The organism is Kordia antarctica, from assembly GCF_009901525.1.
GTDB classification, from domain to species: Bacteria; Bacteroidota; Bacteroidia; order Flavobacteriales; family Flavobacteriaceae; genus Kordia; species Kordia antarctica.
Map to the genome: position 1 here is coordinate 5,134,296 of NZ_CP019288.1, position 26,871 is coordinate 5,161,166.

26 protein-coding genes are annotated in these 26,871 nt (G+C 33.4%); 7 read left to right on the forward strand and 19 right to left on the reverse strand.

Annotation, left to right across the window (positions count from 1 at the left end; translation table 11 throughout):
* Positions 1-87 precede the first annotated feature (87 nt).
* Positions 88-2,298: a RelA/SpoT family protein gene (locus IMCC3317_RS21480; RefSeq protein ID WP_160131523.1), complete on the reverse strand. Its 2,211-nt coding sequence runs from the start codon at positions 2,296-2,298 to the stop codon at positions 88-90.
* Between the two features lie 198 nt (positions 2,299-2,496).
* Entirely contained in the window at positions 2,497-3,306 is an 810-nt protein-coding gene (locus tag IMCC3317_RS21485) for a TrmH family RNA methyltransferase (RefSeq protein WP_160131524.1), read from the reverse strand.
* Between the two features lie 531 nt (positions 3,307-3,837).
* Here IMCC3317_RS21485 and IMCC3317_RS21490 point away from each other — a divergent pair.
* Positions 3,838-6,198: an AAA family ATPase gene (locus tag IMCC3317_RS21490; protein ID WP_160131525.1), complete on the forward strand. Its 2,361-nt coding sequence runs from the start codon at positions 3,838-3,840 to the stop codon at positions 6,196-6,198.
* Positions 6,199-6,383: 185 nt separating this feature from the next.
* A complete protein-coding gene (locus IMCC3317_RS21495) occupies positions 6,384-7,187 on the forward strand; it encodes a DUF6503 family protein (protein WP_160131526.1) in 804 nt (267 codons plus the stop codon).
* An 80-nt stretch (positions 7,188-7,267) separates the two neighbouring features.
* On the opposite strand, the gene IMCC3317_RS21500 is transcribed toward IMCC3317_RS21495, so the two are convergent.
* From IMCC3317_RS21500 to IMCC3317_RS21520, 5 genes are all read right to left on the reverse strand, one after another.
* Positions 7,268-7,660, reverse strand: a complete 393-nt coding sequence (locus IMCC3317_RS21500; protein WP_160131527.1) for a hypothetical protein — start codon at positions 7,658-7,660, stop codon at positions 7,268-7,270.
* A gap of 59 nt (positions 7,661-7,719) precedes the next feature.
* Positions 7,720-9,018, reverse strand: coding sequence for an amidohydrolase family protein (locus IMCC3317_RS21505; protein WP_160131528.1), 1,299 nt, complete (start codon positions 9,016-9,018; stop codon positions 7,720-7,722).
* Positions 9,019-9,029: 11 nt separating this feature from the next.
* On the reverse strand, positions 9,030-12,005 hold the full coding sequence (locus tag IMCC3317_RS21510; RefSeq protein ID WP_170293863.1) for an amidohydrolase family protein: 2,976 nt from the start codon (positions 12,003-12,005) through the stop codon (positions 9,030-9,032).
* 82 nt (positions 12,006-12,087) lie between these two features.
* Positions 12,088-12,870, reverse strand: a complete 783-nt coding sequence (locus tag IMCC3317_RS21515; RefSeq protein WP_160131529.1) for a hypothetical protein — start codon at positions 12,868-12,870, stop codon at positions 12,088-12,090.
* 33 nt (positions 12,871-12,903) lie between these two features.
* The gene (locus tag IMCC3317_RS21520) at positions 12,904-13,977 is read right to left on the reverse strand and encodes a DUF3810 domain-containing protein (protein WP_160131530.1); all 1,074 of its coding nucleotides are present in this window, start codon (positions 13,975-13,977) and stop codon (positions 12,904-12,906) included.
* A gap of 196 nt (positions 13,978-14,173) precedes the next feature.
* On the opposite strand from IMCC3317_RS21520, the gene IMCC3317_RS21525 reads away from it, so the two are divergent.
* Positions 14,174-15,634: an aminoacyl-histidine dipeptidase gene (locus IMCC3317_RS21525; RefSeq protein WP_160131531.1), complete on the forward strand. Its 1,461-nt coding sequence runs from the start codon at positions 14,174-14,176 to the stop codon at positions 15,632-15,634.
* A 68-nt stretch (positions 15,635-15,702) separates the two neighbouring features.
* On the opposite strand, the gene IMCC3317_RS21530 is transcribed toward IMCC3317_RS21525, so the two are convergent.
* Positions 15,703-15,900 (reverse strand): hypothetical protein, encoded by a 198-nt coding sequence (locus tag IMCC3317_RS21530; protein ID WP_160131532.1) that lies wholly within the window; start codon positions 15,898-15,900, stop codon positions 15,703-15,705.
* A 265-nt stretch (positions 15,901-16,165) separates the two neighbouring features.
* A complete protein-coding gene (locus IMCC3317_RS21535; protein ID WP_160131533.1) occupies positions 16,166-16,378 on the reverse strand; it encodes a hypothetical protein in 213 nt (70 codons plus the stop codon).
* A 236-nt stretch (positions 16,379-16,614) separates the two neighbouring features.
* On the opposite strand from IMCC3317_RS21535, the gene IMCC3317_RS21540 reads away from it, so the two are divergent.
* A complete protein-coding gene (locus tag IMCC3317_RS21540; RefSeq protein ID WP_160131534.1) occupies positions 16,615-16,857 on the forward strand; it encodes a hypothetical protein in 243 nt (80 codons plus the stop codon).
* A 69-nt stretch (positions 16,858-16,926) separates the two neighbouring features.
* Here the strand turns inward: IMCC3317_RS21540 and IMCC3317_RS21545 are convergent, their stop codons facing one another.
* Genes IMCC3317_RS21545 through IMCC3317_RS21555 form a run of 3 tightly spaced genes read right to left on the reverse strand, consistent with a single transcriptional unit; the run spans position 16,927 to position 19,721 of the window.
* A complete protein-coding gene (locus IMCC3317_RS21545; RefSeq protein ID WP_160131535.1) occupies positions 16,927-18,126 on the reverse strand; it encodes a peptidylprolyl isomerase in 1,200 nt (399 codons plus the stop codon).
* 13 nt (positions 18,127-18,139) lie between these two features.
* Positions 18,140-18,703 (reverse strand): gliding motility-associated peptidyl-prolyl isomerase GldI, encoded by a 564-nt coding sequence (gene gldI, locus IMCC3317_RS21550; RefSeq protein ID WP_160131536.1) that lies wholly within the window; start codon positions 18,701-18,703, stop codon positions 18,140-18,142.
* A gap of 4 nt (positions 18,704-18,707) precedes the next feature.
* Positions 18,708-19,721 (reverse strand): DHH family phosphoesterase, encoded by a 1,014-nt coding sequence (locus tag IMCC3317_RS21555; protein WP_160131537.1) that lies wholly within the window; start codon positions 19,719-19,721, stop codon positions 18,708-18,710.
* A gap of 184 nt (positions 19,722-19,905) precedes the next feature.
* On the opposite strand from IMCC3317_RS21555, the gene IMCC3317_RS21560 reads away from it, so the two are divergent.
* Entirely contained in the window at positions 19,906-20,325 is a 420-nt protein-coding gene (locus tag IMCC3317_RS21560) for a nucleoside-diphosphate kinase (RefSeq protein ID WP_160131538.1), read from the forward strand.
* 57 nt (positions 20,326-20,382) lie between these two features.
* Here the strand turns inward: IMCC3317_RS21560 and IMCC3317_RS21565 are convergent, their stop codons facing one another.
* The 4 genes from IMCC3317_RS21565 to recF all read right to left on the reverse strand — a co-directional run bounded on the left by IMCC3317_RS21565 (position 20,383) and on the right by recF (position 22,879).
* The gene (locus tag IMCC3317_RS21565; RefSeq protein WP_160131539.1) at positions 20,383-20,688 is read right to left on the reverse strand and encodes a hypothetical protein; all 306 of its coding nucleotides are present in this window, start codon (positions 20,686-20,688) and stop codon (positions 20,383-20,385) included.
* Between the two features lie 175 nt (positions 20,689-20,863).
* Positions 20,864-21,070 carry a hypothetical protein gene (locus IMCC3317_RS21570; RefSeq protein ID WP_160131540.1) on the reverse strand — a complete coding sequence of 69 codons (207 nt, stop codon included), beginning with the start codon at positions 21,068-21,070 and terminating at the stop codon, positions 20,864-20,866.
* A 427-nt stretch (positions 21,071-21,497) separates the two neighbouring features.
* Positions 21,498-21,794: a DUF721 domain-containing protein gene (locus tag IMCC3317_RS21575; protein ID WP_160131541.1), complete on the reverse strand. Its 297-nt coding sequence runs from the start codon at positions 21,792-21,794 to the stop codon at positions 21,498-21,500.
* A 5-nt stretch (positions 21,795-21,799) separates the two neighbouring features.
* The gene (recF, locus tag IMCC3317_RS21580; RefSeq protein ID WP_160131542.1) at positions 21,800-22,879 is read right to left on the reverse strand and encodes a DNA replication/repair protein RecF; all 1,080 of its coding nucleotides are present in this window, start codon (positions 22,877-22,879) and stop codon (positions 21,800-21,802) included.
* Between the two features lie 110 nt (positions 22,880-22,989).
* Here recF and IMCC3317_RS21585 point away from each other — a divergent pair, with 110 nt between their 5' ends.
* Entirely contained in the window at positions 22,990-23,805 is an 816-nt protein-coding gene (locus tag IMCC3317_RS21585) for a tetratricopeptide repeat protein (protein WP_160131543.1), read from the forward strand.
* A gap of 1 nt (position 23,806) precedes the next feature.
* Positions 23,807-24,292, forward strand: coding sequence for a 6,7-dimethyl-8-ribityllumazine synthase (ribH, locus tag IMCC3317_RS21590; protein ID WP_160131544.1), 486 nt, complete (start codon positions 23,807-23,809; stop codon positions 24,290-24,292).
* Between the two features lie 158 nt (positions 24,293-24,450).
* Here ribH and IMCC3317_RS21595 read toward each other — a convergent pair whose 3' ends face one another.
* The 3 genes from IMCC3317_RS21595 to IMCC3317_RS21605 are packed head-to-tail and all read right to left on the reverse strand — an operon-like array spanning position 24,451 to position 26,689.
* Positions 24,451-25,017, reverse strand: a complete 567-nt coding sequence (locus IMCC3317_RS21595) for an RsmD family RNA methyltransferase (RefSeq protein WP_160131545.1) — start codon at positions 25,015-25,017, stop codon at positions 24,451-24,453.
* Positions 25,018-25,848: a DUF3822 family protein gene (locus tag IMCC3317_RS21600; protein WP_160131546.1), complete on the reverse strand. Its 831-nt coding sequence runs from the start codon at positions 25,846-25,848 to the stop codon at positions 25,018-25,020.
* Positions 25,826-26,689, reverse strand: coding sequence for a hypothetical protein (locus tag IMCC3317_RS21605; protein ID WP_160131547.1), 864 nt, complete (start codon positions 26,687-26,689; stop codon positions 25,826-25,828). Before IMCC3317_RS21605 ends, IMCC3317_RS21600 begins: the two co-directional genes overlap by 23 nt.
* Positions 26,690-26,871: the final 182 nt, after the last annotated feature.

Sequence of the window (26,871 nt, forward strand, 5' to 3'; positions counted from 1 at the left end):
ACTTTATTATGAAGAAAAAAGCTGTCTAAAACATTGATTTTTACGTTTTAAGACAGCTTTTTTAAGTATATTTTAATGAAGGAAACGCTAAGCGCGAGTTACTTTTTCAATTCCGTTAATTTTTTTCAGATTATTAATCAAGCGTTTTAATATTGAATTATTTTTCACAACTACAGTAACTCTTCCTGTGAAAATTCCGTCATTAGATGCAAAGCTAATATCTCTCATGTTTACGTTCATATTGCTTGAAATGATTTTTGTCACATCATTGACCAGTCCCATATTATCAATTCCAGTAAACTCTAAAAGTGCTTTAAATTCTTCTTGAGAAGAATCAATCCACTTTGCAATCATAATTCGGTATGCGTAATTGGCTTGTAAACTTACCGCGTTTGGGCAATCTTTCTTATGTACTTTAATGCCTTCATTTACGGTGACAAAACCAAAAACAGGATCGCCAGGAATAGGATTGCAACAATTTGCCAACTTATAATTTAGTTTTTCTTCTTCCTTACCAAAGACAATCAAATCATAGCGATTGGAAACTTCAGGCTGGTTGATTTCTTCGTTTGTATGTTGCGTTCTTCGAATTTTATTCTTAAAAAAGTTAAAAATACTATTGCCACGTTGCGACGCAAATTCCTTTAACTTTTGGTTGTCAATAGTGCCAATTCCAACACGATAAAACAAATCTAAACTTGTTTTTAGCTTAAAATGACTTACCATATCATTGACAGAAGCTTCATCAAGTGTAATTTTTAATTGCTTCAATTTTCTGCGTAAAATTTCTTTTCCGTCTTCTGCAATGCCTTTTTTTTCTTCTCTTAAAGAAGATTTTATTTTAGATCGCGCTCTTGAAGTCGTTGCATAATCCAACCAGTTTGCATTCGGTTTAGATTTATCAGAAGTAATAACTTCCACCTGATCGCCACTTTGCAACTCATGACTTAGCGGAACTAATTTTCCGTTTACTTTTGCGCCACGCGTGTGATAGCCGACTTCCGTATGAATACTAAATGCAAAATCGAGTGGCGTAGCTCCTTTTGGCAACGATTTTAAATCGCCCGTAGGCGTAAACACAAATATCTCTTTTGCGTATAAATTCAGTTTAAACTGCTCTACAAAATCAACCGCGCTTACTTCATGATTTTCTAAAGCTTCCTGTAGTTTATTTAACCAAGGTTCTAAACCGTTTTCTTTTTGTTCTCCTTCTTTATATTTAAAATGTGCTGCATAACCTTTTTCTGCAACTTCATGCATGCGATGCGAACGAATTTGTACTTCAACCCAACGACCTTTTGGTCCCATTACCGTAATGTGTAAGGCTTCGTAACCTGTAGATTTCGGTGAAGAAATCCAATCGCGCAAACGCACAGGATTTGGACGAAAATGATCTGTTACAATCGAATAAATCTTCCAAGCAAGGAATTTTTCATTGTCAAGGTCGTCTGTTTTATAAATAATCCGAATGGCAAATTTATCGTAGACTTCATCAAAAGTTACGCCTTGTTTCACCATTTTTCTACGAATGGAAAAGATAGATTTAAAACGACCTTTTATTTCATAAGTCAATTCTTCTTTATCCAAAGAATTTTTAATCATAGAAGCAAAGTTGTCAATATATTCTTGTTGTTCTTCTTTACTTTCCTCAATTTTATTTTCAATGTCGTTAAAAACTTCAGGTTCTGTATATTTCAATCCTAAATCTTCCAATTCAGTTTTAATATTATACAATCCAATCCGGTGTGCTAAAGGCGCGTAAATGTATAAAGTTTCGGAAGCAATTTTGACTTGTTTGTGCGCAGGCATGGATTCCATCGTTTGCATATTGTGCAATCGATCGGCAATTTTAATAATAATTACACGGACATCATCATTAATTGTCAATAGCATTTTACGGAAATTTTCCGCTTGCATGGACACATCTTTATCTTTCTTTAAATGCGAAATTTTGGTCAAACCATCTACAATTTTTGCGACGGTAATTCCGAACATACGTTCAATATCTTCTAGCGTATATTCCGTGTCTTCTACGACATCGTGCAATAGGGCAGAAGCAATAGAAGTTGCGTCCATTCCTATTTCGGAAGCTACAATTTTGGCGACAGCAATTGGATGAAAAATATAGGCTTCTCCACTTTTTCTTCGTTGATCTTTGTGCGCGTCAACAGCAACATCAAAAGCTTTTCGGATGATTTTTTTGTCTTCGCTAGAAAGCACTTGATAACTAATGCGCAACAGTTCTTTGTACTGCTTGGCAATCGCTGCGTTTTCTTTCTCAATATCAATTTCTGTCATAAGAATTAAAATTAAGCTAAAGAAATGTAACTAGCAAGTATGTTTTATGAATTTAAAAAAGAAAGTAGGGTTGCATAGAAGTATTGGTTTCACATACATTTTTTATTGTGTAAATGAATATTGATTATCAGTTAGTTATATGGTTTATTTGTATAGAATTTGAATTAGAAAAATCTTGAAAACTATTTTTTAATAGTTTTAACTTTCGAAATTTCGTTGCCGTTTGGCTTCAAAAATAACAATAGCCGCAGCAACAGAAACATTCATAGAATCAATTTTTCCTTGCATTGGAATGATGATATTTTGGGTAGAATTTTTCAACCATTCATCACTCAAACCTGTAGCTTCAGTTCCAACAACAATTGCAGTCGCGTTTTTAAAGTTTTGAATGTGATAATTCTCAGAAGCTGTTAATGCTGCGCAATAAATTGAAATTTCTTTTTCTTGGAGAAACGAAATGATTTCGCTCGTACTTGCCATCGCAACTTGTGTCGTAAACACACAACCAACACTTGAGCGCACAATATTAGGATTATACAAATCGGTTTTTGGATTTGCAATAAAAACAGCATCTACATTTGCGGCATCAGCAGTTCGGAGCAATGCGCCAATATTCCCAGGTTTTTCGGGTGCTTCGGCTACTAAAATTAAAGGTGTTTTATTGTGAAACGAAATTGTTTCGAGCGAATGTACTTTCGTTTCAACAATTGTCAAAACGCCTTCTGTACTTCCGCGATAGGCAATTTTTTGATAGACATCTTTTGTAATTTCAATACATTCAGGCGAATTCTTAGTGTTTTCTAAAAGTATTTGTACACGTTCGTGCGAGCAAATTTCTGGATAAAATAAGATGGTGTTTATAGTGTAATTACCATCTAGCGCAAGCGATAACTCACGAAAACCTTCCAATACAAACTTTCCTTCTTTTTTTCGATTTCTCGATTTTTCTTGAAGTTGAAGTATGTATTTTACAATAGAATTTTGCGTACTAGAAATCTGTTTGTACATGTTGCAAATATAGGAAAGAGTTTGTTTTTTGGAGTGAAATTTTTTGGCTAAAATTGTATAGAAGTATTTATTTTTTTTCTTACAAATAGCAAGTTGAACACAAGGTACTAACACCGAACTAAGTAAAAACTAAGGTCGATTTATAGTAGCGTTTGATTTGACTGTAAGTAATTGATAATGAGTGCCTAATGAGTTTTTTAAATTTCAACCGTAACTCATTGAAAAATGTAGCGGAGGTTTTACCCAAAACCTCCGCTACATTTTGTTGTTTCTTGCTGTGGTTTTTAGTAAAACCTAAGCAGGTTTTTTTTAGGAGTATTTTAAGGTTAAAATGCGAGATGGTTTTATATTTAGGAAAATAAGAGAAACTCCTATGATTTTTACATTCGTAACTATTTGACGAAATAGAAATCTTTTTTAGGAATTCTTTAAAACTAAAGTAGAAATCCTTTAGATTTGTAGGAAATGGATGTTGTGTAATAAAAGTATGTTCGTTATATGGATGTTAGTGATCATTAAGGGGCAAAATAAATGATACAGAAAATAGATATAGAAAAATTTGGACTTTTTAATGATTATCAATGGAAGGACTCTGTTGGAAGTAAAGAGTTATTTAGGAAACTAAATATTTTGTATGGGAGAAACTACTCAGGAAAAACAACATTAGCAAGGATTTTTAAATCTTTGCAGGATGGATTAATTCATAAGAATTATATAGATTCAAAATTCAAAGTAACATTTTCAGATGGAAAGGAAATAACACAAGACAATATACTTGAACTTGATCCAGATTTTAAAATAAGGGTATACAATACTGATTTTGTAAATGAAAATTTAAGTTGGTTGCATAATGAAGATGGTTCAATAAAGCCATTTACAATATTGGGAGCAAAGAATATTGAACTGGACAAGAAAATAAGATTCATTGAAGAGCAATTAGGAAGTATTGAAGAAAAAAAAGGAATACTTTTTACACATGATACTGAAACGCAAATTTTAGATACAAAAAAGACACAATTAGAGCAAAGCAAAAAATCATTAAATGATAAACTAAGAGAGAAGGCAGTTGAGATAAAAAGAACATCAACAATTTACAACTATCCTACGTATCAAATCAACACAATAAAACGAGACATAAGTAAAATAAAGCCTGAGACTCTTTTAGCCGACGATATTATTTTTGATAAGACTAGACTTTTAAAAGAAGAAGCCAAAAATGACATACAAAAGCTAATAGAAAAGAAACCAAATTTCAATAAATACTTCGAGGAAGTAAATGAAATACTATTTCAAGAAATAAGAGCAACGGAAACGCTTAAGCATCTGATTGAAAATGCAGTCTTGCAAGAATGGACAAGAAAAGGAATAGGGCTTCATAAAGAAATTCGTGATAATTGTGGATTTTGCGGGAATCCAATTCCAGCTGATTTGTGGAGTAAATTAGACTTACATTTCAACAAAGAATCTGAAGAGTTAAGAAATCGAATACGGATAAAGGTCGTTGCATTGAATAACGCAAAAGATGCAATCAATAAATTTGTTTCTCTAAAAAAAGAAGATTTCTATCAGAAACTTCATCCAGAATTCGAAATCTTAGAAGAAGAATGGAAAATTAATTGTGAGTCTTATATAAATGCGTTGAATCAATTAATTAGTTCTCTTGAATTACGAGAGAAGGATATATTTAATTCAACAATTAGACCCGAATGTACAGATACATCGGATGAAATTCTTGAAACATTTACAAAATTTAACGAACTAATTGAGGAGCATAATTTATCAACTTCTTCATTAAAAGAAGCTCAAGAGAAAATCAGGTTGGAATTGAGAATGTCTGAGGTAGCTGAGTTTGTTAAAAATATTGAATATGAAAAGCATAACAATACTCTTGGAATTTTAGAAGCTGATATTCAACTTAAGGATACTGCTAGCCTCTTAACGAAAAAAAAAGTAGAAGAACTTTTAGAAGAGAAACGAAAATTAGAAGCAGAGGCTAAAGATGAGAGTAAAGGAGCTGAGTTAGTAAACCAACATTTAGCTCATTACTTTGGTCATGAAGAACTTAAATTAGTGTCGATTGGAGTTTCTCCAGACATCGAATTTAAAATCACACGTGATTCCGATGATGCGAAAAATTTAAGTGAAGGAGAATGTAGTTTAATATCATTTTGTTATTTCATAGCAAGAATGGAAGACGAAATGAAAGATGAATTAAATTTGAAAAAGTTAATTATTTATATCGATGACCCAATTTCTAGTCTTGATAGCAATCATATCTTTTTTATGTTTAGTTTAATTGAAAGTATTATTGGAAAGCCAAAAAAATATGGACAACTTTTTATATCAACTCATAATTTAGATTTTCTCAAGTACTTAAAGAAACTTACTTCGCCAGAAAAACACCAGCCAATCCCTACAGTTAAGGCAGTTGATGGTAGACAACATTTCTTAATAGAAAGGAAGGATAAGTCAAGTACATATATAAAGCTTGCACCTAAATACCTAAAAAATTATATAACTGAATTCAATTATCTTTTCGATCAAATACACCACTGTGCAAACTCTGATGTTGAAACAATTGGACATACCTATCAATATAATTTTGGAAATAATATGAGAAAGTTTTTAGAAGCTTATTTGTTTTATAAATATCCAAATCATCTAATTGGGCTTGACTCAAGATTAGGAAAGTTTTTTGACAATGACAGTGTAACTATAAATCTGATAAATCGATTGATAAATGAATATTCACATTTAGGAGAAAACTTTGAGAGAGGAATGGAGCCGATAGATGCCGAGGCTATTAGAAAAATAGCAAATGCCGTTTTGAATAGAATAAAAGAAACAGATATAGATCAATATGAAGCTTTAGTTGAAAGTATAAATGAATAATGAATCGCTAACACTATATTTCACCTCATATCCTTATTCTTCTAATACGTTAGATATAATTGCACGTTGCCTTTAATTCTACCAATAAATACAATAAATTAAAGTCTCTCAGCATAGCAATCTCAACCCCCATGTAATGAACACAAAACAATTCCGACTTACGCAGCAATAAAAAAACTAATCAAATGAAAAAAATAGCCATCACAGTATTAGGAATGTTTCTCATCATAGCCTGTAACAACACTACAAAAAAGGCGGAAACACCTAAAGAAACTCCAAAAGCGGAAAAAGTAGTCACTAAAAATTATCCTGAAAATTTACAAAAAGTTTTCAACGCACACGGCGGAATTGACACATGGAACGCTTCACAAACGCTCATATACGAAATGGTAAAACCAGAAGCAACAGAAAAACATGTCACTGACTTGAAATCACGAAAAGCACGTATTGAAGGAAAAAATTTTTCCATTGGTTATGACGGAACAACCGTGTGGCTAGCACAAAAAGACACGACAGCCTTTAAAGGAAATGCACGTTTTTACCACAATTTATATTTCTATTTTTATGCAATGCCATTTGTATTAGGCGATGACGGAATTACCTATACCGAAGCAGAAAATCTCTTGTATGAAGGTGTTGAATATCCAGGATATAAAATTTCATATGGTGACAATGTTGGCGATTCTCCAGAAGACAATTACTTTATTTACTACAATCCAGAGACGTTTCATATGGAATGGCTAGGCTATACCGTAACGTATTACAACGGAGAACCAAGTAACAAAGTGAGTTACATTCGTTATGGAGATTGGCAGGAAGTAAACGGAATTTTATTGCCAAAAACATTGACATGGCACAAAACCGAAGATGGAAAAGTAACAGGAGAACGGAATTCAGTTGAATTTACCAATGTAAGTTTAACGAATAAAACAATGGAAAACTCGATGTACGAGCGTCCAGCAGATGGCGTTGTTGTTCCGAAAGGATAATTTCTAAATTTCTAAAATACCAAAAACAAAAATGCCTATTCAAACCGAAGAGGCATTTTTGTTTAAGTATATAATCGTTTCTAATTTGCTCTTTTATAAGCTCCGTTAAAGTGCATTTGATTTGCATCAAATCCATTAAACATAATAGTGTTCAAGTTGTTTCGCAATTGAAATCGTTGCGGACTTATATTTGGCAATAATGAATTTCCGTCTGTAAAGTTTCGGAATGTGTATGTAATACTATTTTCGCTATAGAATCCTCTTCTGATTTCTTTCTGAACGTGTTCACCAATATTTGATAAATTAGGTAATGATTCACGCACTTTATAATAATCAGTAGCTATATCAGTTGACAATTCTGAAAAACTTGGCAACTTAAAATTCTCAACAGCAATGTTCTCAGTTTCTTGCGCTGATATTTGTACAGCAATTAATAAAGTTATTGCTAAAACGAATTTTTGTATCATCTTCATAACATTTATTTTTTAAACCCTTAAACTTATAAACCCATAAACTATTAATATACAAGTTACTACTTTCTACTATATTTTTCCATATAACGCTTCCATAATTTTGTTTGATGCGTTTCTAAGCTCAACATTCGTCCTTCAATAAACGCATATGTCAAAATATTTCCACGCATATCTAACGCGTCACCTTCACTAATAAAAAGTGTTGCATCTTTTCCAACTTCTAACGTTCCTAAACGATCATCGATTCCTAAAATTTTAGCTGTATTCGATGTAATTAATTGCAACGCTTTCTCTTTATCCAAACCTTGCGCAGCAACTGTTCCTGCCAAAAATGGCAAATTACGCGTATTCATACGCTCCATTTGTCCGCTATTTTCAAGTCCAACTAACACGCCAGCATCGGTTAATATTTTTGCTTTTTTGTATGATAAGTCATAATCTTCATCGTCCATTTCAGGAACTGAATGTGTTCTGTGTAATAAAACAGGAATATCATTTTGGCGCAAAGTCGTTGCTATTTTATGTGCATGATAACCGCCGACTATAACTATCTTCACGTTGTTTTTCTTCGCGAAAGCGATTGCATCCAACATTCCTTTCTCAGTATCAACATGTACATATAGTTTTTGAGAACCTTTAAATAATCCGTTCATTGCTTCATTTGGCAAGTGTTTTGGACTTCTAGAGCCGTTTAAATAACTTGATACTTCATTGAATCCATCTTGAATTGCTATAACTTGTTTTGCATAGTCTTTATTTGGACTCAAACCTCTTGGTTCGCCAAGCCACCAACGACCTCGCGAAAAATTACTTGGCCAGTTTAAGTGAATTCCATCGTCAACTTTTACAGCTGCATCTTCCCAATTCCAAGCATCTAATTGTACAATTGAAGAAGTTCCAGAAACGCGTCCGCCACGTGGCACAATTTGCGCTGTTAAAATTCCGTTTGGTCTACAACTTTCTACAACTTTCGATTCCGTATTGTACGCAATCAAACTCCGAATATGTGGATTAAAATTACCTATTTCGTCTTCATCTTTTGTTGCTCGTACTGCGTCAACTTCAACCAGACCAAGTGTAGAATTTGGCGCAATAAATCCAGGATATACATGTTTTCCTTTCGCGTCAATTACTTTTCCAGCGGTTTGTGTCGTAGCAGAAGCGCCAACACGAACTATTTTCCCGTTTTCAAATACTATTGTAGCATTTTCAATCACTTGTCCGTTTCCAATATGTGCGGTTGCGCCAACAATTGAAATTGCTTGCGATTGTTTTGGCGCAGGCGTTTGTTGTGCAAAACTTAAACCGCTGAACAAAACAGCTACGCATACGATGTATTTATATAAATATTTTTTCATGTCAGTTTTGTTTAATATTCAACAGTATCACAATGATGATCTACTTTCTCTTTTTTCTTAGCAGGTTGCGTTTTCATGCCTTTGTCTTTCTCTGACAGCATCATGTTCATCAACTCGGTACGTTCGGTTTGAATTTTTCTGCGTAATTGTGTATCACGTTCCAAATCAAAATAAATAGTTCCTTCAATCATGGTAGTTTGCGCTTTCGCGTAAATTGACATTGGATGAGCTGTCCATAGTACTAAATCTGCTTGTTTTCCAGTTTTTACACTTCCAACTTTATCGTCAATATGTAATAATTTCGCAGGATTCAGCGTTACAAATTTCCAAGCATCTTCTTCGGAAACGCCACCATATTTTACAGCTTTTGCCGATTCTTGATTCAATCTGCGAGACATTTCGCCATCATCAGAATTAAAAGCTACAACAACTCCTTGGCTGTGCATAATTGCGCCGTTATACGGAATTGCGTCATTTACTTCAAATTTATAAGCCCACCAATCTGAAAAAGTTGATCCGCCAGCGCCATGTGCTTTCATTTTGTCAGCTACTTTGTAACCTTCTAAAATGTGTGTAAAGGTGTTAATGTTGAAACCAAATTTATCAGCAACTTTCATTAACATATTAATTTCACTTTGAACATATGAGTGACAGGAAACGAAACGTTTTTTATTTAAAATTTCTAAAATCGTTTCCATTTCAATATCATACCGATAGTTTCCAGTTTTTTTCTTTGTTTCGTATTCTTTTGCACGTTGAAAATAATCTGTAAATACTTGCTCAACGCCCATTCGTGTTTGTGGAAAACGTGTTGTGTTGTTATCGCCCCAATTACTTTGTTTTACGTTTTCACCTAATGCAAACTTGATGAATCCGTCAGCATCTTTAAAAAGCATGTCATCTGCAGATCGTCCCCATTTTAATCTTAAAATTGCAGAACGTCCACCAATTGGATTTGCAGATCCGTGTAATAACTGAATCGTTGTAACGCCACCAGCTAAGTTTCTGTAAATATTTACATCTTCAGGGTTTACAACATCTGCCATGTTAACTTCTGCCGTAGAATTGTGTCCAGCTTCATTAATATCAAATGCGCCAATGTGCGAATGCTCGTCAATAATTCCAGAAGTTAAGTGTTTTCCTGTCGCATCAATAATTCGTGCATTTCCTGCGCTGAGGTTTTTTCCAATTCGCGCTATTTTTCCGTCTTTTACTAAAACGTCCGTATTTTGAAGAATTCCGTCTTTTTCATTTGTCCAAACCGTAGCATTTCTGAATAGAATGGTTTCTTGTTGCGGTAAAGTTGCCGAACCGTATGCACTATTTGGATACGAAAGTGGTAACATCTTTGGCGCTTCCATCGTATCATCTTTCTTGTCTCCTTTTTTATCTTTCGATTCAGCAACTTCTTTTTGTGTTGCATTGAATGAAGTTTCGGAACCATTTGCTAAGATTGCTTTTCCAGAGAAATACGTTGCATTATTTACAAGCGAAGTCAACCGAATAAATTCTTTTTTCGTCGTGTCAGGTGTTGTAAATTGTAATTGTAACCAATTGTCTTTGAAAGCTATTTTAGAACCTAATTTCATAGAATCTTTCATTACTTCTGATTTCAACTTTTCTGGCGAACCTGAAATGTTTACGTCATAGGTATTTCCAGCAATAGTAAACGCGTATTTCCCGCGAAGATCTTTATGCGATTTGTCTTTGAAAACATTTTGATTTCCTTGAACCCAATTTTCGTAGAGTACGGTTTTCGTATCAAAAATGTCTCCCGAAGTAATTAAGAAGTTTGCTTGACGCCCATTTTGTAAGCTTCCAACTTTATCTTCTTGTTTTAAAATACGAGCAGGAATTGTTGTCAACGCTTCCAACGCTTTTGTTTTGTCTAAACCATATTCGATGGCTTTCTGTAGTTTTCCTTTAAATTCACTTGCCTTTTTTAAATCGTGCGTTGTGAAACTGAACGCAATTCCATTGTCTGCCAATGTTTTTGGGTTTGAAGGCGCTTGATTCCAGTGTTTCATCGCTTCTAATTCTAAAACGCCAGCCGCGTACGGATCTGAAACGTCATAGGCTTTTGGAAAGTTGATTGGAATAATGAATGAAGCATTTGTCGCTTTCATCGCGCTGATGTTTTCATATTCTGTTCCGTCGCCGATTAAAATGTATTGAATTCCAAAATCGTCACCAATTGCATCTGTTTTGATACTGTTGTGTTTGTTTCCTGAATGAAAAATTTGCACTAAGTTTTTATTTGCTATTAAAGCTTCTAAGGCTAAATCTTTACGTTTTGCATTTCCTTTTGAATACCAATCTGCATCATGATACATTTGACGAATTAACGCCATACTTCCCATTAATGAAGTCGGATAGGATTGTTGTGTTGCATTGCTTCGTTCGTACGATAAGTATTGTGCCGAACGATTGTCTAAGATGCGCATGCTATTGTCAGCATCAGCATTTAGCGCAACTAATAGTCCGTTTCCGCGAACAATTCCGTCATTCATGTGTGTATTTACCGTTCCAAAGCCAGCTTTTAATAAATCAGTAGCTTTCTTCTTGTCAAAAGAAAAACTTGTCATCGGATTTATATCTGGTCTGATGTGATCGTTCCAATAATATCCTTCGCGTGAAGCATCATATTGTGCGCCTCGTCGTCTACCAAGAGTACGTTTTGGTGCTTTGAGACCAAAGTCAGAATACGGATCAATAAATGAAGGATAGATACTTTTTCCTGTCAAATCTACAATGGTAGCATTTTTCGGAATGGAAATGTTAGTTCCAGTTTGCAACACTTTTCCATCTTGTATAATGAGTGTTGCGTTTTCTATGACCTGTGTTGGTGTGACATAGATTTTTGCGTTGGTAAAAGCTGTTATAGTGCGTTCTTCTGTTTTAACGCCGTCATTTTTAGGAAAGTAATCCTGAGCAAAAGTGGTTAGGCTACACAAAAGAAATAACAGCAGCAAGTACGATTTATTCATTGCTTATTATTAGAGGTTAGTTTAGTCTTTAAAGATAAGAGATGTTCCGCCTCCGTTTGCTGTATTAAGATTTTTTTAACGTTTATTTATGAATTGGAATTGGTGTGTTTTGAATCCATTTTTGAATGAGCTTCCGATTTGTAGTAATTTCTGCAAAAACATAAATATCACTTTGAAAACACGGCGAAGTTTCTGCTTTCTCAAGTATGACTTTATTATCGCAATAGCTTGAATGTAAAAAGTAGAGTTCTTTGTTTTTGATGAGCACATAGCCAACATGATTGCTCAATCCTACAAAATAAATGCCGTCTTTGTATACGTTATTGAGTTTTGTTTTGAGCGCTGTTTGAGAGATATTCCGATAGATTTTTAATTCAGCTCGTGGCTGAAGTGTGATTGCTTCGTTTGTGCCGCCTTCTTGCGCCATTTTGTACCGATTGAGTCTAAAACCCAAATGTTTTAAGGTTGTGGAAACAAAATAGCCACATGCAATTTCGCCTTCATTTGGAATGTTGGTATGTCCGTTAAAATCCCACGGCGTTCCGTACCAATGTGGCACGATTTCGTTGAGTAATTTGTTGTATAAATAGCTGGAAGCAGAATCAATTGTTTTTTGTTTGTTTTGTTTAAATTGTTTTGCAAAATATGCACGATCAGTTGCAATCGTTTGTTTTATGGTGTTGTAATTTCCTTTTGGCTTCCGATTGATTTTTAACTGAGTAGCATCAATAGTATTAGAATTACTAGAAGATTTTGATACTATTTCCGAAGTTTTTGTTGTGGAAACTACAGTTGACGTATTGCTGCGTTCATTCGCGCAAGCGCAACAAAAAACACATATAATAAGAAGAATTGTTCTTGTCATACACTTTAAACGAGGAAATTGATGGTTTCGTATTTAAGGAACAAGCGTATGTTTCTTGTCATAATTCACCAAAAGTGAAACCACATAACTGTAACTCAAAATTCCACCAGATTGATTGTTTGCTTTTAGGAATTGATCAAAAGTAAACTTAAACATCGGTTTGAGTGGGTTTTTATGCGACGTCCAAAAAGCACGAACTTCATCGTAATTTTTCTGAATCCCTGAATGTAAGGTCAGTTTTAGACGTTCATATTCTTCAGGATTTCTGTTGTGTACTTCTCGTAAACAATGCCACGCCATAAAGTTATACGCGCCATATTGAAAGTAAATATCGTCATTATGTAAAGCTGCCATACAACCTATAAAATTGGCTTCGTTTTCCGCTGAAAACCCAATTTGATGCGCTTCTTCATGACTTGCCGTTACAGGAAATTTGTACACAGGAATTTTGCGATTGATCTGCGCTTCATTGGTAAACGGATTGATGTAACCACTAAATCCCATAACAGTTAAGAAACTACTATAAAGCGAAGTCTTTAAACTACGATGTGTAAATGTAAATTGTGGTTGCTTTGCGCTGAAATTTTCATAACCGTTGCCTGTTTTATCAAGAATTTCACTGGTTTTATAAGGAATTTCAACTTTTACAGTATCGTTTTGTGTAATTTGATATTGAATTGTGTTTGCTTTCGCGATGACTCTTTCGGTAAAGTTAACCAATTCTTCTGTGGAATATTTCCGATCTAATTCAAGCGATTTATACAACGGCAATCTATAATAATTCATTCCCCAAAGTAGATGAAAAGCGAAGTATGTGATAGTAATTACAATATAAGTGTCCAATAAAATACGTTTGAATTCAGTTCGGAACAAACGGAAATTTTTATAAATGTATCGAATGATTAAAATTCCAGCAATTGTATAGAAAATATCGCCCATAGAGAAAGGAATCCAACCAAAAATAACTCTAAAAATCTTTGAAATTATTGGGTATAATCCGTTACTGTAATAGGTTTCTACAAACGCTGGGTAACTTGCAAGTATCTTAATAGCAATAAATTGAATAGGAAAAGATACAGCAATTAGGAGTTTTGTTCTCTTGGTCATAAGCAATACATTTGAACATCATTTAGGGCAATGATACATAGCTAATGTAAAAAAACTAAATAACTATTACTAAAATGAACGTGATTTTTTCGTCATTGATAAAACAGTTCAAAATGTATTCATGCAAAAGCAAGGAATTTTACACGCTAACATTTACCTTTGTAACATTAAATTGAATCCATAATAAAAAATTAATATGAGTCAAGAAGTAAGAACTTTAGAACCAAATGGACTTTGGAATAAATTCGCAGATTTAAACGCAGTGCCGCGACCTTCAAAAAAAGAAGAACGTGTAATTGCTTTTATGAAAAAATTTGGAGAAGATTTAGGTTTAGAAACTATTATTGATGAAGTAGGAAATGTAATTGTCAAAAAACCAGCAACTTCAGGAATGGAAGACAGAAAAGCCATTGTAATGCAATCGCATTTGGATATGGTACATCAAAAAAATTCTGATACCGAGTTTGACTTTGATACACAAGGTATTGAAATGGTTATTGATGGAGATTGGGTACGCGCAAAAGGAACAACACTTGGTGCAGATAATGGACTTGGAGTCGCAACGATTATGGCAATTTTAGAAAGTAACGATATTGCGCATCCTGCATTGGAAGCGTTATTTACGATAGATGAAGAAACAGGAATGACAGGCGCAATGGGCTTGAAAGGCGGATTGCTTGAAGGAGAAATTCTACTAAACCTTGATACGGAAGAAGATGATGAAATCGGAATTGGTTGTGCAGGTGGAATTGATGTAACTGCAAGACGTTCATATGTTGAAGAAGAAACACCAGAAGGTGTTGTAGGATATCAAATTTCAATTAGTGGATTGCAAGGTGGACATAGCGGAATGGACATTCATAAAGGATTTGGAAATGCAAATGTGTTGATGAATCGGATCTTATTTGATGGATTTGAAAACTTCGGATTGCGCATTGCTGAAATTAACGGAGGAAGTTTACGAAACGCTATTCCAAGAGAAAGTGTTGCAACTGTTGTAGTTGATAAAGTGCATCAAAAAGCGTTTGAATTTGAATTAAAAACACAAGCTGATACTATTAAAAAAGAATTTGCAACGATTGAAGCGGATTTAGAAATTATGTGTACTGTTATAGAAACTCCAACGGAAGTTGTGGAATTAGGCGTACAAGAAGGAATTACACGTTCCATATATGCTGCTTATAATGGTGTATATCGTATGAGTCCAGATATTGAAGATTTGGTAGAAACATCAAATAATGTTGCACGAGTAATCGTAAAAGACGGAGAAATTAAAGTTGGATGTTTAACGCGTTCTTCTGTGGAAAGTGGAAAAATGGACTTAGCGACAAAATTGAGAGCTTCGTTTGAACTTTCTGGTTGCGAAGTAGAATTTTCAGGTTCGTATCCAGGTTGGGAACCAAATATGAATGCTTCTATTTTACCAGTTTTGGTTGATTTGTATAAGAAACTAAATAATGAGGAACCAAACGTTGCAGCTTGTCACGCAGGATTGGAATGTGGAATTTTAGGAACAAATTATCCAGACATGGAAATGATTAGTTTTGGACCAACTATTCGTGGAGCGCATTCGCCAGACGAACGTGCAAGTATTTCTTCTACTCAGAAATATTGGAAATTTGTGTTGGAAATCTTAAAGAACATTCCGAAGAAATAATTTTTGGAAAAAATATAAAAGCAAAAAGCTCCTTCATTGAGGAGCTTTTTTGTTTTTAATAAGTAGTTCTACAACCAGGTTCCGCATTTTATACAGCGAGAAGCACCTGTATCTGGTCTTGGGTCTTGTGGCATTTGAGGTATTGGTTTCACTGTTTTTGTCTTACACTTTTTTCCTTTTGATTTTGCTACATCTGCCGTGATTTCGTCTTCAAATGTAGAAACTGTTTCTTTTTTTAATCCTAGAGCCTTTGTTTCTTTTTTCATGATATATGTGTTTTTTGTTTCATTGCAAATATCAGTCAAACATGAAACTCCCAAAAGGGGAAAAGAGATGAAAATATAGTAGTGTTTTTCCTGTAAAAAAGAGACTGTCTGAAAAGGTTTAAACAACGTCATTACGAGAAATTTTTCATTTCGAAGTAATCTGTAAGTCAATAACTTAAACTTGACAGATTGCTTCATTTCATTCGCAATGACTGCTTTTCAGACAACCTCTTTTCTATAATACAATTACTTTATTATAAGCGTTTTACCAGCTTGTGCATTGTCCACAATTTGAATATGAAAGTGTCATTGGTTCTGGTTGTGCAGGTGGTAATGGATCACATCCTTGTTGGCTTATGCATCCTCTTTCCATTGTTATCATTGAATGAGTTGTTGGTGCGCCACCATTTACTAATTGTGCTTCTAAAGAAGAAATCGTTTGCTTTTTTAATCCTAGAGTTTTCATTTGTTTTTTCATGATATTTGTTTTTTGTTTCGGTGCAAATATCATCCAAGTATGAATTTCTCAAAACAGGAAAATAGATGAAAAATATAGATTTTTTTCTTGAAAAGAGTTAAGTGTAAAATCTTGAATATTGAAAAAACTAAAAAAAAGAAAGAATAAGTTTTAGTATTATTGCATTAAAAATCTTATAAATAGTATTTCTATGTAAGAAATAGTGTATTTTTAATCAAATTTTAAAATATTTATTTATGAAAAAAAAGAATAATTTGAATTTATCTTTGAGTAAAAAGACAATTTCTAATTTAACAGCAAGTAATTTGATGGCGGGAGATAATACTTGGAGTAATGAAACTGGTAATCCATTTTGTTTTTTATCCACTGCTGATAACCCTTTATGTGAGACTACTTCATTATCAGATTCACAAGGAATAACTTGTAGTTGGTGTCCAAATGGTGCTGGTCAGAATACCTGTAGAAAGGAGATAGTGTAGGTAAATCTATTAAAACAAAAAGCCATTATTGAATAGTAAATAATGGCTTTTTAATATCTTTTTATTATTTTATTTAATAACTTCACTCACAATTTCTATTTCAAAAACTAAATCTGAATTTGGAGGAATTCCTCTATTTCCTCTTTCTCCATACGCTAAATGCGATGGTAAGAATAAAGTTGCTTTGTCTCCAACACTCAATTGTTGCAGGCCTTCTCTGAATCCAGCAATCATAGGTGCATCAGGACCAATTTCAGTTTCCATTGGCTTATATGCGTTTGCGGCTTTTTGTTGCGCATCTACGGCATCTAAAGCTTCTGCGGTTGCTAAATTGTTTGTTTGTAATAATTTCCCATCGGCAGCAAAATATACTGCGTAATATGCTTCTACAGTAGATGTTGCAGATAATTTAGCTCCAGTACCTTTTTCAGAAATATAATACTTTAAACCTGAAGGTAATTCAGTCGCTTTTGCTTTTTGTTCTGCAAACTTAGCTAAAGTTTTTGCTGTAATCTCTTTTGCTTTTTCAATCGCTTTTGCTTTTTCAGCATACTGACCAGAAAATACTTTTACTTCATCAAATGCTTTTGCATCTGAACCAATACGAATGATTTCAACACTTTCCATTGTGATTTCATCAACAGGTTTGTTCATAGCATCTGGAGTTTTCAACACAGGTACTTTTGCAATAATATTTACTGTTGCCATTCTTACAGAATCAATTGCTTTCTTTAAAGCAACAGTGTCAGAAATTTGAGCTCTTAATTCTTTTTCCTTTGCAGGATTGATCACAACTTTTCCAAAAACGGTATATCTTCCATTTAATGAAGGATACGGAACATGTGTAATGTAAAATTGACTTCCGCTAGTATCTGGACCAGAATTTGCCATTGCCAAAGTTCCTGCTTCGTTATGATTTAATGTTTTTACAATTTCGTCATCAAATTTATAACCAGCATCGCCCATTCCAGTTCCAAGTGGATCTCCTGTTTGAATCATAAAGTTTTCCATAACTCTATGGAAAATAAATCCGTCATAAAAAGGTTTTCCTTGTAAACTATCTACCAATTGTGGATGCGTTCCTTTTGCCAAACCAATAAAGTTTGCCGTAGTAACTGGCGTGTCTGTAAAGTTTAACTCAACTAAAATAGGTCCTTTGGAAGTTTGAATATCAGCATAAATTCCATCGGCTAATTCTGGGTATTTAGCAGTTTTGCAAGCTGTAAAACCTAATGCGATGATAGCAATAAGTAGTGTGATTTTTTTCATTAGTACATTCATTTTAATTTTCTGTTTCTAGGTTCTTGTTTTCTTTTTTAATAGTAAGTAATGTAATTGTGGATTGAATCGGAACATTCGTTCCAATTTTTTTATTATCTCCGTGATAGCCATACGCAATATGAGAAGGGAAAAGAAATGTTACGGTTTCTCCTTGCTTCATTAGTTGTAATGCATAGCGTAATCCGGGAATTGTTTGTTGTTTTTCTACAATATATTCTTGAACTCCAATTTCTTCTTTTGCATAAATAACGTCGCCAGCAAATTTGGAAGTACTAATTTCGTAGGTAAGTGTGTCTCCTTTTTTTGGTAAATACATTTCTTCGGGCGATTTTTTATTGTAAAAATACCAAAAACCATTTTTAGAAGCTACATAGGTATTTGTAGAATCGTTCTCCATATATTTTTGAATTGCAGCTTCTTCTTGAGCAATTAATGCTTTATTTCGTTCTACGGATTCTTTCAAAAAACTACCTGAACGAACGCTGACAGGTTTCCGAGCTTCTTTCTGAGCGCAAGAAACCACAGCGATGCATATCATACTTAAGAAAACAATTTTTTTCAACATATTTTTAGTTTAATGCTACTTTGTACGCATTTAAAATTTTAGTGAAATTAACAATGGTATCTTCCATTGAATCGTCACTTCGTCCGCCAGCGGCATTTGTATGTCCGCCACCATTAAAATGTGCACGCGCAAATTCATTTACCGAAAAATTACCTTTAGAGCGTAACGACATCTTCACATACGGTTCTTGTAAATTTTCAATAAAAATTGCTGCAAATTTAATACCTTTTAATGATAATCCATAATTTACAAAACCTTCTGTATCACCTTTTTTGAAATCGTAGCGTTGTAATTCTTCTTTACTAATGGTAATATATACGGTGTTAAATTCTTCCAAAACGACTAAATTCTTCAGTGCGCAACCTAGTAAATGGATGCGACTCAAGCTATTTGTATCGTAAATTGCATTGTGAATCGTATCATTTTCAGCACCTTTATCTATCAAATTTGCTATAATTCTATGTGTTTTGCTTGTAGTCGCTTTAAAGCGGAATGAACCTGTATCAGTCATAATTCCTGTGTACATACACGAAGCCATTTCAGGAGTTATCAAATCTTCATCACCTAAAAAGGCAATAAAATTATAGACCATTTCACAAGTAGAACTCATGCTTGTGTCCGAATACATGAATTTTGCATAATCGGAAGGTTGCTGATGATGATCTATCATCACAAAAGTTGCTTCACAAGCGGAAACTGATGGTTCCATTTCGCCAATTCGGCTCAAATCGTTAAAATCTAACGTAAAGATAACATTGGCATTTTTCAACAACGTTTCTGATCGTTCTTGTTCGCTATCAAACTTTACAATTTCACTTTCGCCAGGCATCCATTTTAAAAATTCTGGATAATCATTTGGCGCTACAATCACAGCGTTATGTTTGCGTTTTTTCAAGTAATGGCAAAGCGCGAGCGTAGATCCAATTGCATCGCCATCAGGATTTTTATGTGGAATTATAACAATATTCTGTGGTGTTTGTAACAAGATTTGTACGCCTTGTATCTCAGCTTCATTCATGCGTGTGAGTTCTGTAATTTGATTGTTGAACTTGTGAAAATAACGAAGATTTAAGCACTTCTTATTTCATAGCTGGCTAATATACTAAAATAGACTTGCAAATAAATTGTATTTGTGTACTTTTGCACCGAAAATCAAGAGGATTTTTGAAAACACGAACTTATAATTATTTATACATACCACAATGGCTGGAAAAAGAACTTTTACAATGATTAAGCCTGATGCTGTAGAAAACGGACACATCGGAGCTATTTTAGAAAAAATTACTGCTTCAGGATTTAAAATCGTTGCTTTAAAATTAACACAATTAAGCAAACGTGACGCAGAAGAATTTTACGCAGTACACAACGAAAGACCTTTCTTTGGTGAGTTAGTAGAATTCATGACAAGAGGACCAATTGTAGCGGCAATCTTAGAGAAAGAGAATGCGGTGAGCGATTTTAGAACTTTAATCGGAGCTACAAATCCATCAGAAGCAGCAGAAGGAACTATTAGAAACTTATATGCAACTTCTATTGGAGAAAATGCAGTTCACGGTTCTGATAGCGACGAAAATGGTACTATTGAAGGTGCTTTTCACTTTTCAGGAAGAGAGATTTTCTAAGGAAAAAACATATTATATATTAAATCCTCAGTTGTAATGATTGAGGATTTTTTTTGTTTAGTGTAGCTTCTCCCATTTTTCATTTAAGTTATCAATGCCAAAAATATTCTCACTTATTGTTTTTCCTTTACTTTTTATATGTAAATCTTCTTGGTTTTCAGCCAAAAACTTTCCAATCTGCGCATGAACATTTCTAAATGGTTCAGTCTTATAAGAGTTTAGAAATTTCACATATTCTAATTCGAACCGTTTTGAAAAGGATCTAATAAATTCATGAGAATCGAAAACTTCTTCTGGAATTTCAGGAATAATTTCATCACGTATAATAGTGATTTGATCTGCCATAAAACTTGGTATACTCATAATTGATTTATTTTAAAATGTTTTGTGACTGCTTCTAGCTTACCGCCAGCGCGAGTTTTTCAACTTGTACCGATGAAAACTTAGAAAAATAAACTTAAGAGAATATTTTTGCCACGAATTCAAGAATGTTTTTTTGCTGCTTGTGAAAATAAACTCTCAAAAGTGATAAAAATAACTAAGTTGTATGACAATCGTTAGCGCAATAATAACAACCATTTGTTTTATCATAATGACCTTTTGCTTTTTTGACAGCATCTTTGCAATTATCAAAATTCCCTAAATAAATTCTATTTTCTTCTTTGGGAAGCCAACTGCATCCAGATGTATGCACTTCGTGATCTCCGTTAGATTGTGAGTTTTTGTTAACGTAATAATTAGCCATATCTTATTTTTTAAATGTTATATTCAAAGTTAAGTTATATGGTATTGAGAACTTTACGGGATTCCGTATGTTTGTTTTTTTTTGCCAAGAATTCACAAATATTTCAATTTGTTTGTCGGCACAAGTTGAAAAAATTTCGCTAGCGTGTGTGTCATTAAGAGGAGGAAACAACGAAGTAATCTGCTTGTCGAGAAACAGATTGCCACAAATTTTTGCAAAATTTTCGCAAGGACAGTAATGAACTATGTAGGTTACGATTTTATTTTTAAATCACTTTTACATTTTGAGTTTCAAAGCACTTCTCGATACAATTTTCTCCATTACATTACAAAAATTACTCGAAGAGACGATTGTAATCGTCTAAGAAAGTCTAAGAATCTAAGAGCGACAGCAAGTCTAAGAAGTCCAACAATCCAAGAAGTCTATATTATCTTAAAATCAACGTTTTAATCAAATCTTTGCCTATACTTTCATTCAGCAATCGAATGATTTTTTCTTTTCCGTAACTCAATTCTTCTCGTAAAACCGCAGAAGATAACGAAACATGAAGCGTATCATTTTTAAGAATAACATTCGTCGTATATGTATTCACACCATTTCCCATCAATTTTGCCCAAGCATCACGCGCGTCAATTTTGTCCAAACCGTCTTCTAATCGGTGTTCCGAAACAAAATCTTTCAATACTTCGCTAATGGTTCTATGTTCAGTGTGTCTTTTCTTCAAAATACTTATAATTTAAAAATCTCGTATGATTGATGAATCTCTTTTACAATGGCTTCCGTTCTGTCTACATGCGTGTCGCTGATAAATAATTGTCCAAAATCGTCATGATTTACTAACGACATTATTTGTGTCACACGTTCTTCATCCAATTTGTCAAAAATATCATCCAACAATAGAATAGGAGTGACGTTGACTAATTGCTTTATGAAATCGAATTGCGCTAATTTTAAAGCAATTAGAAATGATTTTTGCTGTCCTTGACTTCCAAATTTCTTAATCGGATAGGTTTCTATCGCAAATAATAAATCGTCTTTGTGCGCGCCAACACTTGTATATTGCAATACTTTGTCTCTGGTTAAATTTTCTTCTAACAAAGATCGAAAATCTTTTTCATGTAATTGACTTTTATAACTGATATTCACATTTTCTTTTTGGTTAGAAATTGCGTTGTAACGCGAAATAAAAATTGGCACAAACGCTTCTATAAACTTTCTGCGTTCAGCGTAAATTTTAGTACCTAAATCATGCAATTGATCGTTATAAATGCTAAGTGTGACGCCATCAAAAGTACTATTGAGCGCAAAATACTTCAATAACGAATTTCGTTGCGACAGCACTTTATTGTAATTGATAAGGTTTTTTAAATAGTGCTTATTGGATTGCGAAATAACGCTGTCCATAAACTTTCTTCGTGTATCGCTTCCTTCGATAATTAAATCGCGATCTGCTGGCGAAATAATCACTAATGGGATGAATCCGATGTGTTCTGACAGCTTATCGTAAGGTTTTCCGTTCCGTTTTACTATCTTTTTTTGTCCTTTCTTCAAAGAACAGATAATATTTTCGTCTCTTTCCGCTTTTTCGTAGGTACCATCCACTACGAAAAATTCTTCTCCGTGTTTAATGTTCTGTGAAGCCACAGGATTAAAATAACTTTTTCCGAACGATAAATGGTAAATAGCGTCTAACACGTTGGTTTTCCCAACTCCGTTATTCCCTACTAGACAATTTACTTTAGGATTAAAATCAAAAGAATTCGTGTCAAAATTCTTATAATTGATCAATGATAATTTCTTTAAAAACATGAAAATAGTAGCGTCATTACAATAAAAATGCAAATTATTGAAAAATAACAAATAAATAAGCTTTTAATTCTCTTAAAAATTTTATTTTTGCGCTCATTAATATACAATTTATGGCAACTTATAAGAAAAGAGGATATAAAGTTAAAACTAAAGAAGATAAAGAGAAAGATGTTTCTGCTGAACAATTAGATAGTACAACAGCAGAAGTCTTTAATACTTTAGATGAAACTGCGTCCAAAACGGAAGAATGGGTAGCAAAAAATCAAAAATATATCTTTATCGGTATTGGTGCGATTGCTTTTGTCCTTTTAGGATACTTAGTGTATAGCAAAGTATTTGCTGCACCAAAAGAAGCAGAAGCTGCAAACGAAGTATTTAAAGCAAATTCATATTTCGATCAAGCAATTAATGTAAATGTAAACGATCAACTGTTAAAAGGAATTGCAACAAGAGATTCTTTATTTACATTAGCATTGAATGGTGGAGAAGGAAAGTTCGGATATTTGAACATCATTTCTGAATATCCAGGTACAAATGCAGCGAACTTAGCAAATTATAGTGCTGGAATTGCATATTTAAACTTAAATGAATACAAATTAGCAATCAAGCATTTACAAGAGTTTTCATCTGATGATATTATTATCGGAGCGAAAGCGAAAGGTGCTATTGGAGATGCATTTGCACAGTTAGGGCAACAAGAAGACGCTTTAGCACATTATGAAAAAGCATTTAAGCACAGCGCAAATGATGCAACAACACCAACCTATTTGTTAAAAGCTGGAGTTACGGCTTTAGATTTAGGCGAAGCAGGAAAAGCTTTAGGTTATTTCAATAGAATTGAAAATGAATATGAGAGCTTTAAGAATACAGCAGACGGAAAAATGCTAGATATTTATATAGGAAAAGCAGAAGCTTTGAAAAAATAATATGGCAACAGTAAATAAAAATTTATCTACTTACGATAAAGCTACAATCCCAAATGCGAAAAATTTTCGATTTGGGATTGTTGTTTCTGAGTGGAACGAGAATATTACCGAAGGACTTTGTAAAGGCGCAATTGCTGCATTAACAGAGAATGGAGTTACAGAAGCTAACATTATCCGTTGGAATGTTCCAGGAAGCTACGAATTGGTGTATGGAGCAAAACATATGCAGAAAACGCAAGAAGTAGATGCTATTATTGCGATTGGAAGCGTGATTCAAGGAGAAACGAAACACTTTGATTTTGTATGTAGCGCAACTGCACACGGAATTAAAGACTTGAATGTAAACTCAGATATTCCTGTAATTTTTTGTGTGTTGACAGATAATACGTTGCAACAAGCAATTGATCGTTCTGGAGGAATTCATGGAAATAAAGGAATTGAAGCGGCAATTGCAGCTATTAAAATGGCAGCATTGCGAACCTTTTAATTAAGATTCTTTTCAAAAAAATATATAAACCGTTAAGGAAATTAATTCTTTAACGGCTTTTTGCATTCTAATCCTGAACTTGATTCAGGATCTTTCACTCGTTGACTGAGCATTATTGAAATTTAAATATATTTTGATTAAAAATACCTAGCGTGTTGCTATTCTTCTTCGTTAGAATTTTCTATTTCTGGAAGTTTAAAAAAGCTAAATGCGGAACTTCCGTAGTTTTTAGAAAAGTTAAAGTTTGCTACATCTTCCAATTTGGTCTCTTTGGCGTGTTCTATAATTAGAAAACCATCTTGTAAAAGTAATTCTCTCTCAAATATAATTTCTGTAATACGCACAAATTGTTCTTTGGTAAACGCATATGGTGGATCTGCGAATATAACATCCGATTGAAGACGCGTTCGTTCTAAAAACTTATAAACGTCGCTTTTAATCGCTGTAATATCTAGTTCAAAAGCTGTCGCCGTTTTTTTAATAAAACTTACACAACCGTAATCGCCATCAACTGCAGTAATCGTTTCAGTTCCGCGCGAAGCAAATTCGTAACTAATATTTCCAGTTCCAGCAAATAAATCCAATACGCTGATTTCATGAAAATAAAAATGATTATTTAAAATGTTGAAAAGTGATTCTTTAGCCATATCTGTCGTAGGTCGTACAGGTAGCTTTTTTGGAGCAGTGATTCTTCTTCCTTTATGTTTTCCTGAAATAATTCGCATCTAAAAATTTGTTAGTAAGGTGAAATTACGGTGACTTTCTGGTTTTTCAATATGTTCATTGAAATTGAATGGATACTTTTTTTTCAGAAAATCCACATTGCGCACATATGTATACGTAACGGTGTATAAAACATCTTCTTTAGAAACATCGCCTAAAAAGTAAAGTTGAAGCGTATCTGTGTTCAATCCTAATTGTTCTATCGTAAAAAGTAAATAGTAAATAAAATCTTCTGAAGTTGAGTATTCGAAAGCATTGTAAAAGAGTAGTTTTTTGTTTTGGATGATACAAATTTCAAATTGTTCCTTCTGAACATGCACATATACGGTAGCTTCTTCGGTATTCGTTGATAGTTGAAAAATATTCTCTATCAATACTGTAGCAAAATGTTTATACGTAAATGAACCGTATTTCTCAAAAAACAGATTGTTGATATTTACATACGGAATATACACATTTACCATGTCGTTATTCGTGATCACATCAAATGTAATATAATCGTTTGGTAAAATTTTGGTATTGTATTTTAGGTAATCTGCGAGGTTTTTATCAGAAAACAAAGGCTTTGGTACAAACGTCGATAAGGTATTGATATGACTCACCGTAACGGCTTGAAACGGCTGATTTAGTAGCTCTGAATGTTGCTCAAATATAGCATTTACTTCAGTTTCTAATTGCAGCGGATTTGTTACAGCTGTAAATTGAAAATGACGAAGCTCCGTAATTTCATTTTCAATTGTATGTAGGATACAAAAAGAAAGTCCATTCAGTGAAACCTGAATGGACAACTTTTGATATTCTGGTTGATTATTATTTTTTCTTTTTGCTTTCAATTTCATAGCTTGTTGGCCAGTTTCCGCTATCACTTACTTTATCAAGCGATCCAACGAAAATTTCTTTTCCATCAACTTGATCTACAGAAATGACTCTAGTTTCTTGTCTTAACAAGTCTTTATCTAAATCGTATAATACAAGAGTTTTATCCACAGAAACTTTAAATACTGGTGCTGTATAGCCATTCACAATAATAGAATCAACTTTCATTGTAAACTCCTGTTGGTCATTCTTCGCATACGGAACAAATTTCATTTTCTTATAACGATCAGTTCCTTTAAATAATGAATCTCTTACAGGTTCAAAACTTAAGGTATCAAGAATTACTTCTTCTTTTAGCTTATCAATTTTATAAACTTTATCAAAATACGTATAACTTGTATCTCTTTTTTCTACAATTGCAAACTGAGCAGTTTCTATAAAATTCTCTAAAGCTGTAAAATCTTTAGCATAATTTCCAGTAATTGTTTTGTGTGCTAATTGCGAATCTCTAATATCTTTCAAATTATGGATAACCGCACTATAGCGTTTTTCTTTTTCCTGCTTAAACTCAACAGGCGCCATAATTGACATATAAATCTTAAATCCGAAAAATACAGATGCTAACAAAAATACGATTGAAAATATGGGTCTCACTTTTCGTGGAACCTTTTTTTCAATTAAGATTAACAGTCCTATAGCTACAATTAAGGCTACGACTAAAATAATTGGAGTTTTCAATGCTTGGAATGAACCTTTTTCAACTACTTCTGCATTTTGGGCTATAGATAAAGCCGGTAGAAGTAAAAAAGCGGTTACGAATGATAAGACTAAATTGAATTTTTGTTTTACGTGTTTCATCTCTATTAAGAATAGTTTAATTTTAAGAACATCAATATACGCAAATCTACAATTTTTTTTGAATCGTAAAAGTATTTCATCAAAAAAAGCATTTTATATCTATAAATAATCAAATCATAGGCAATCATTCGATTTACTTTTCTACTTTCGTCATAAAATATTGAGTAAAAAGACGATAATTA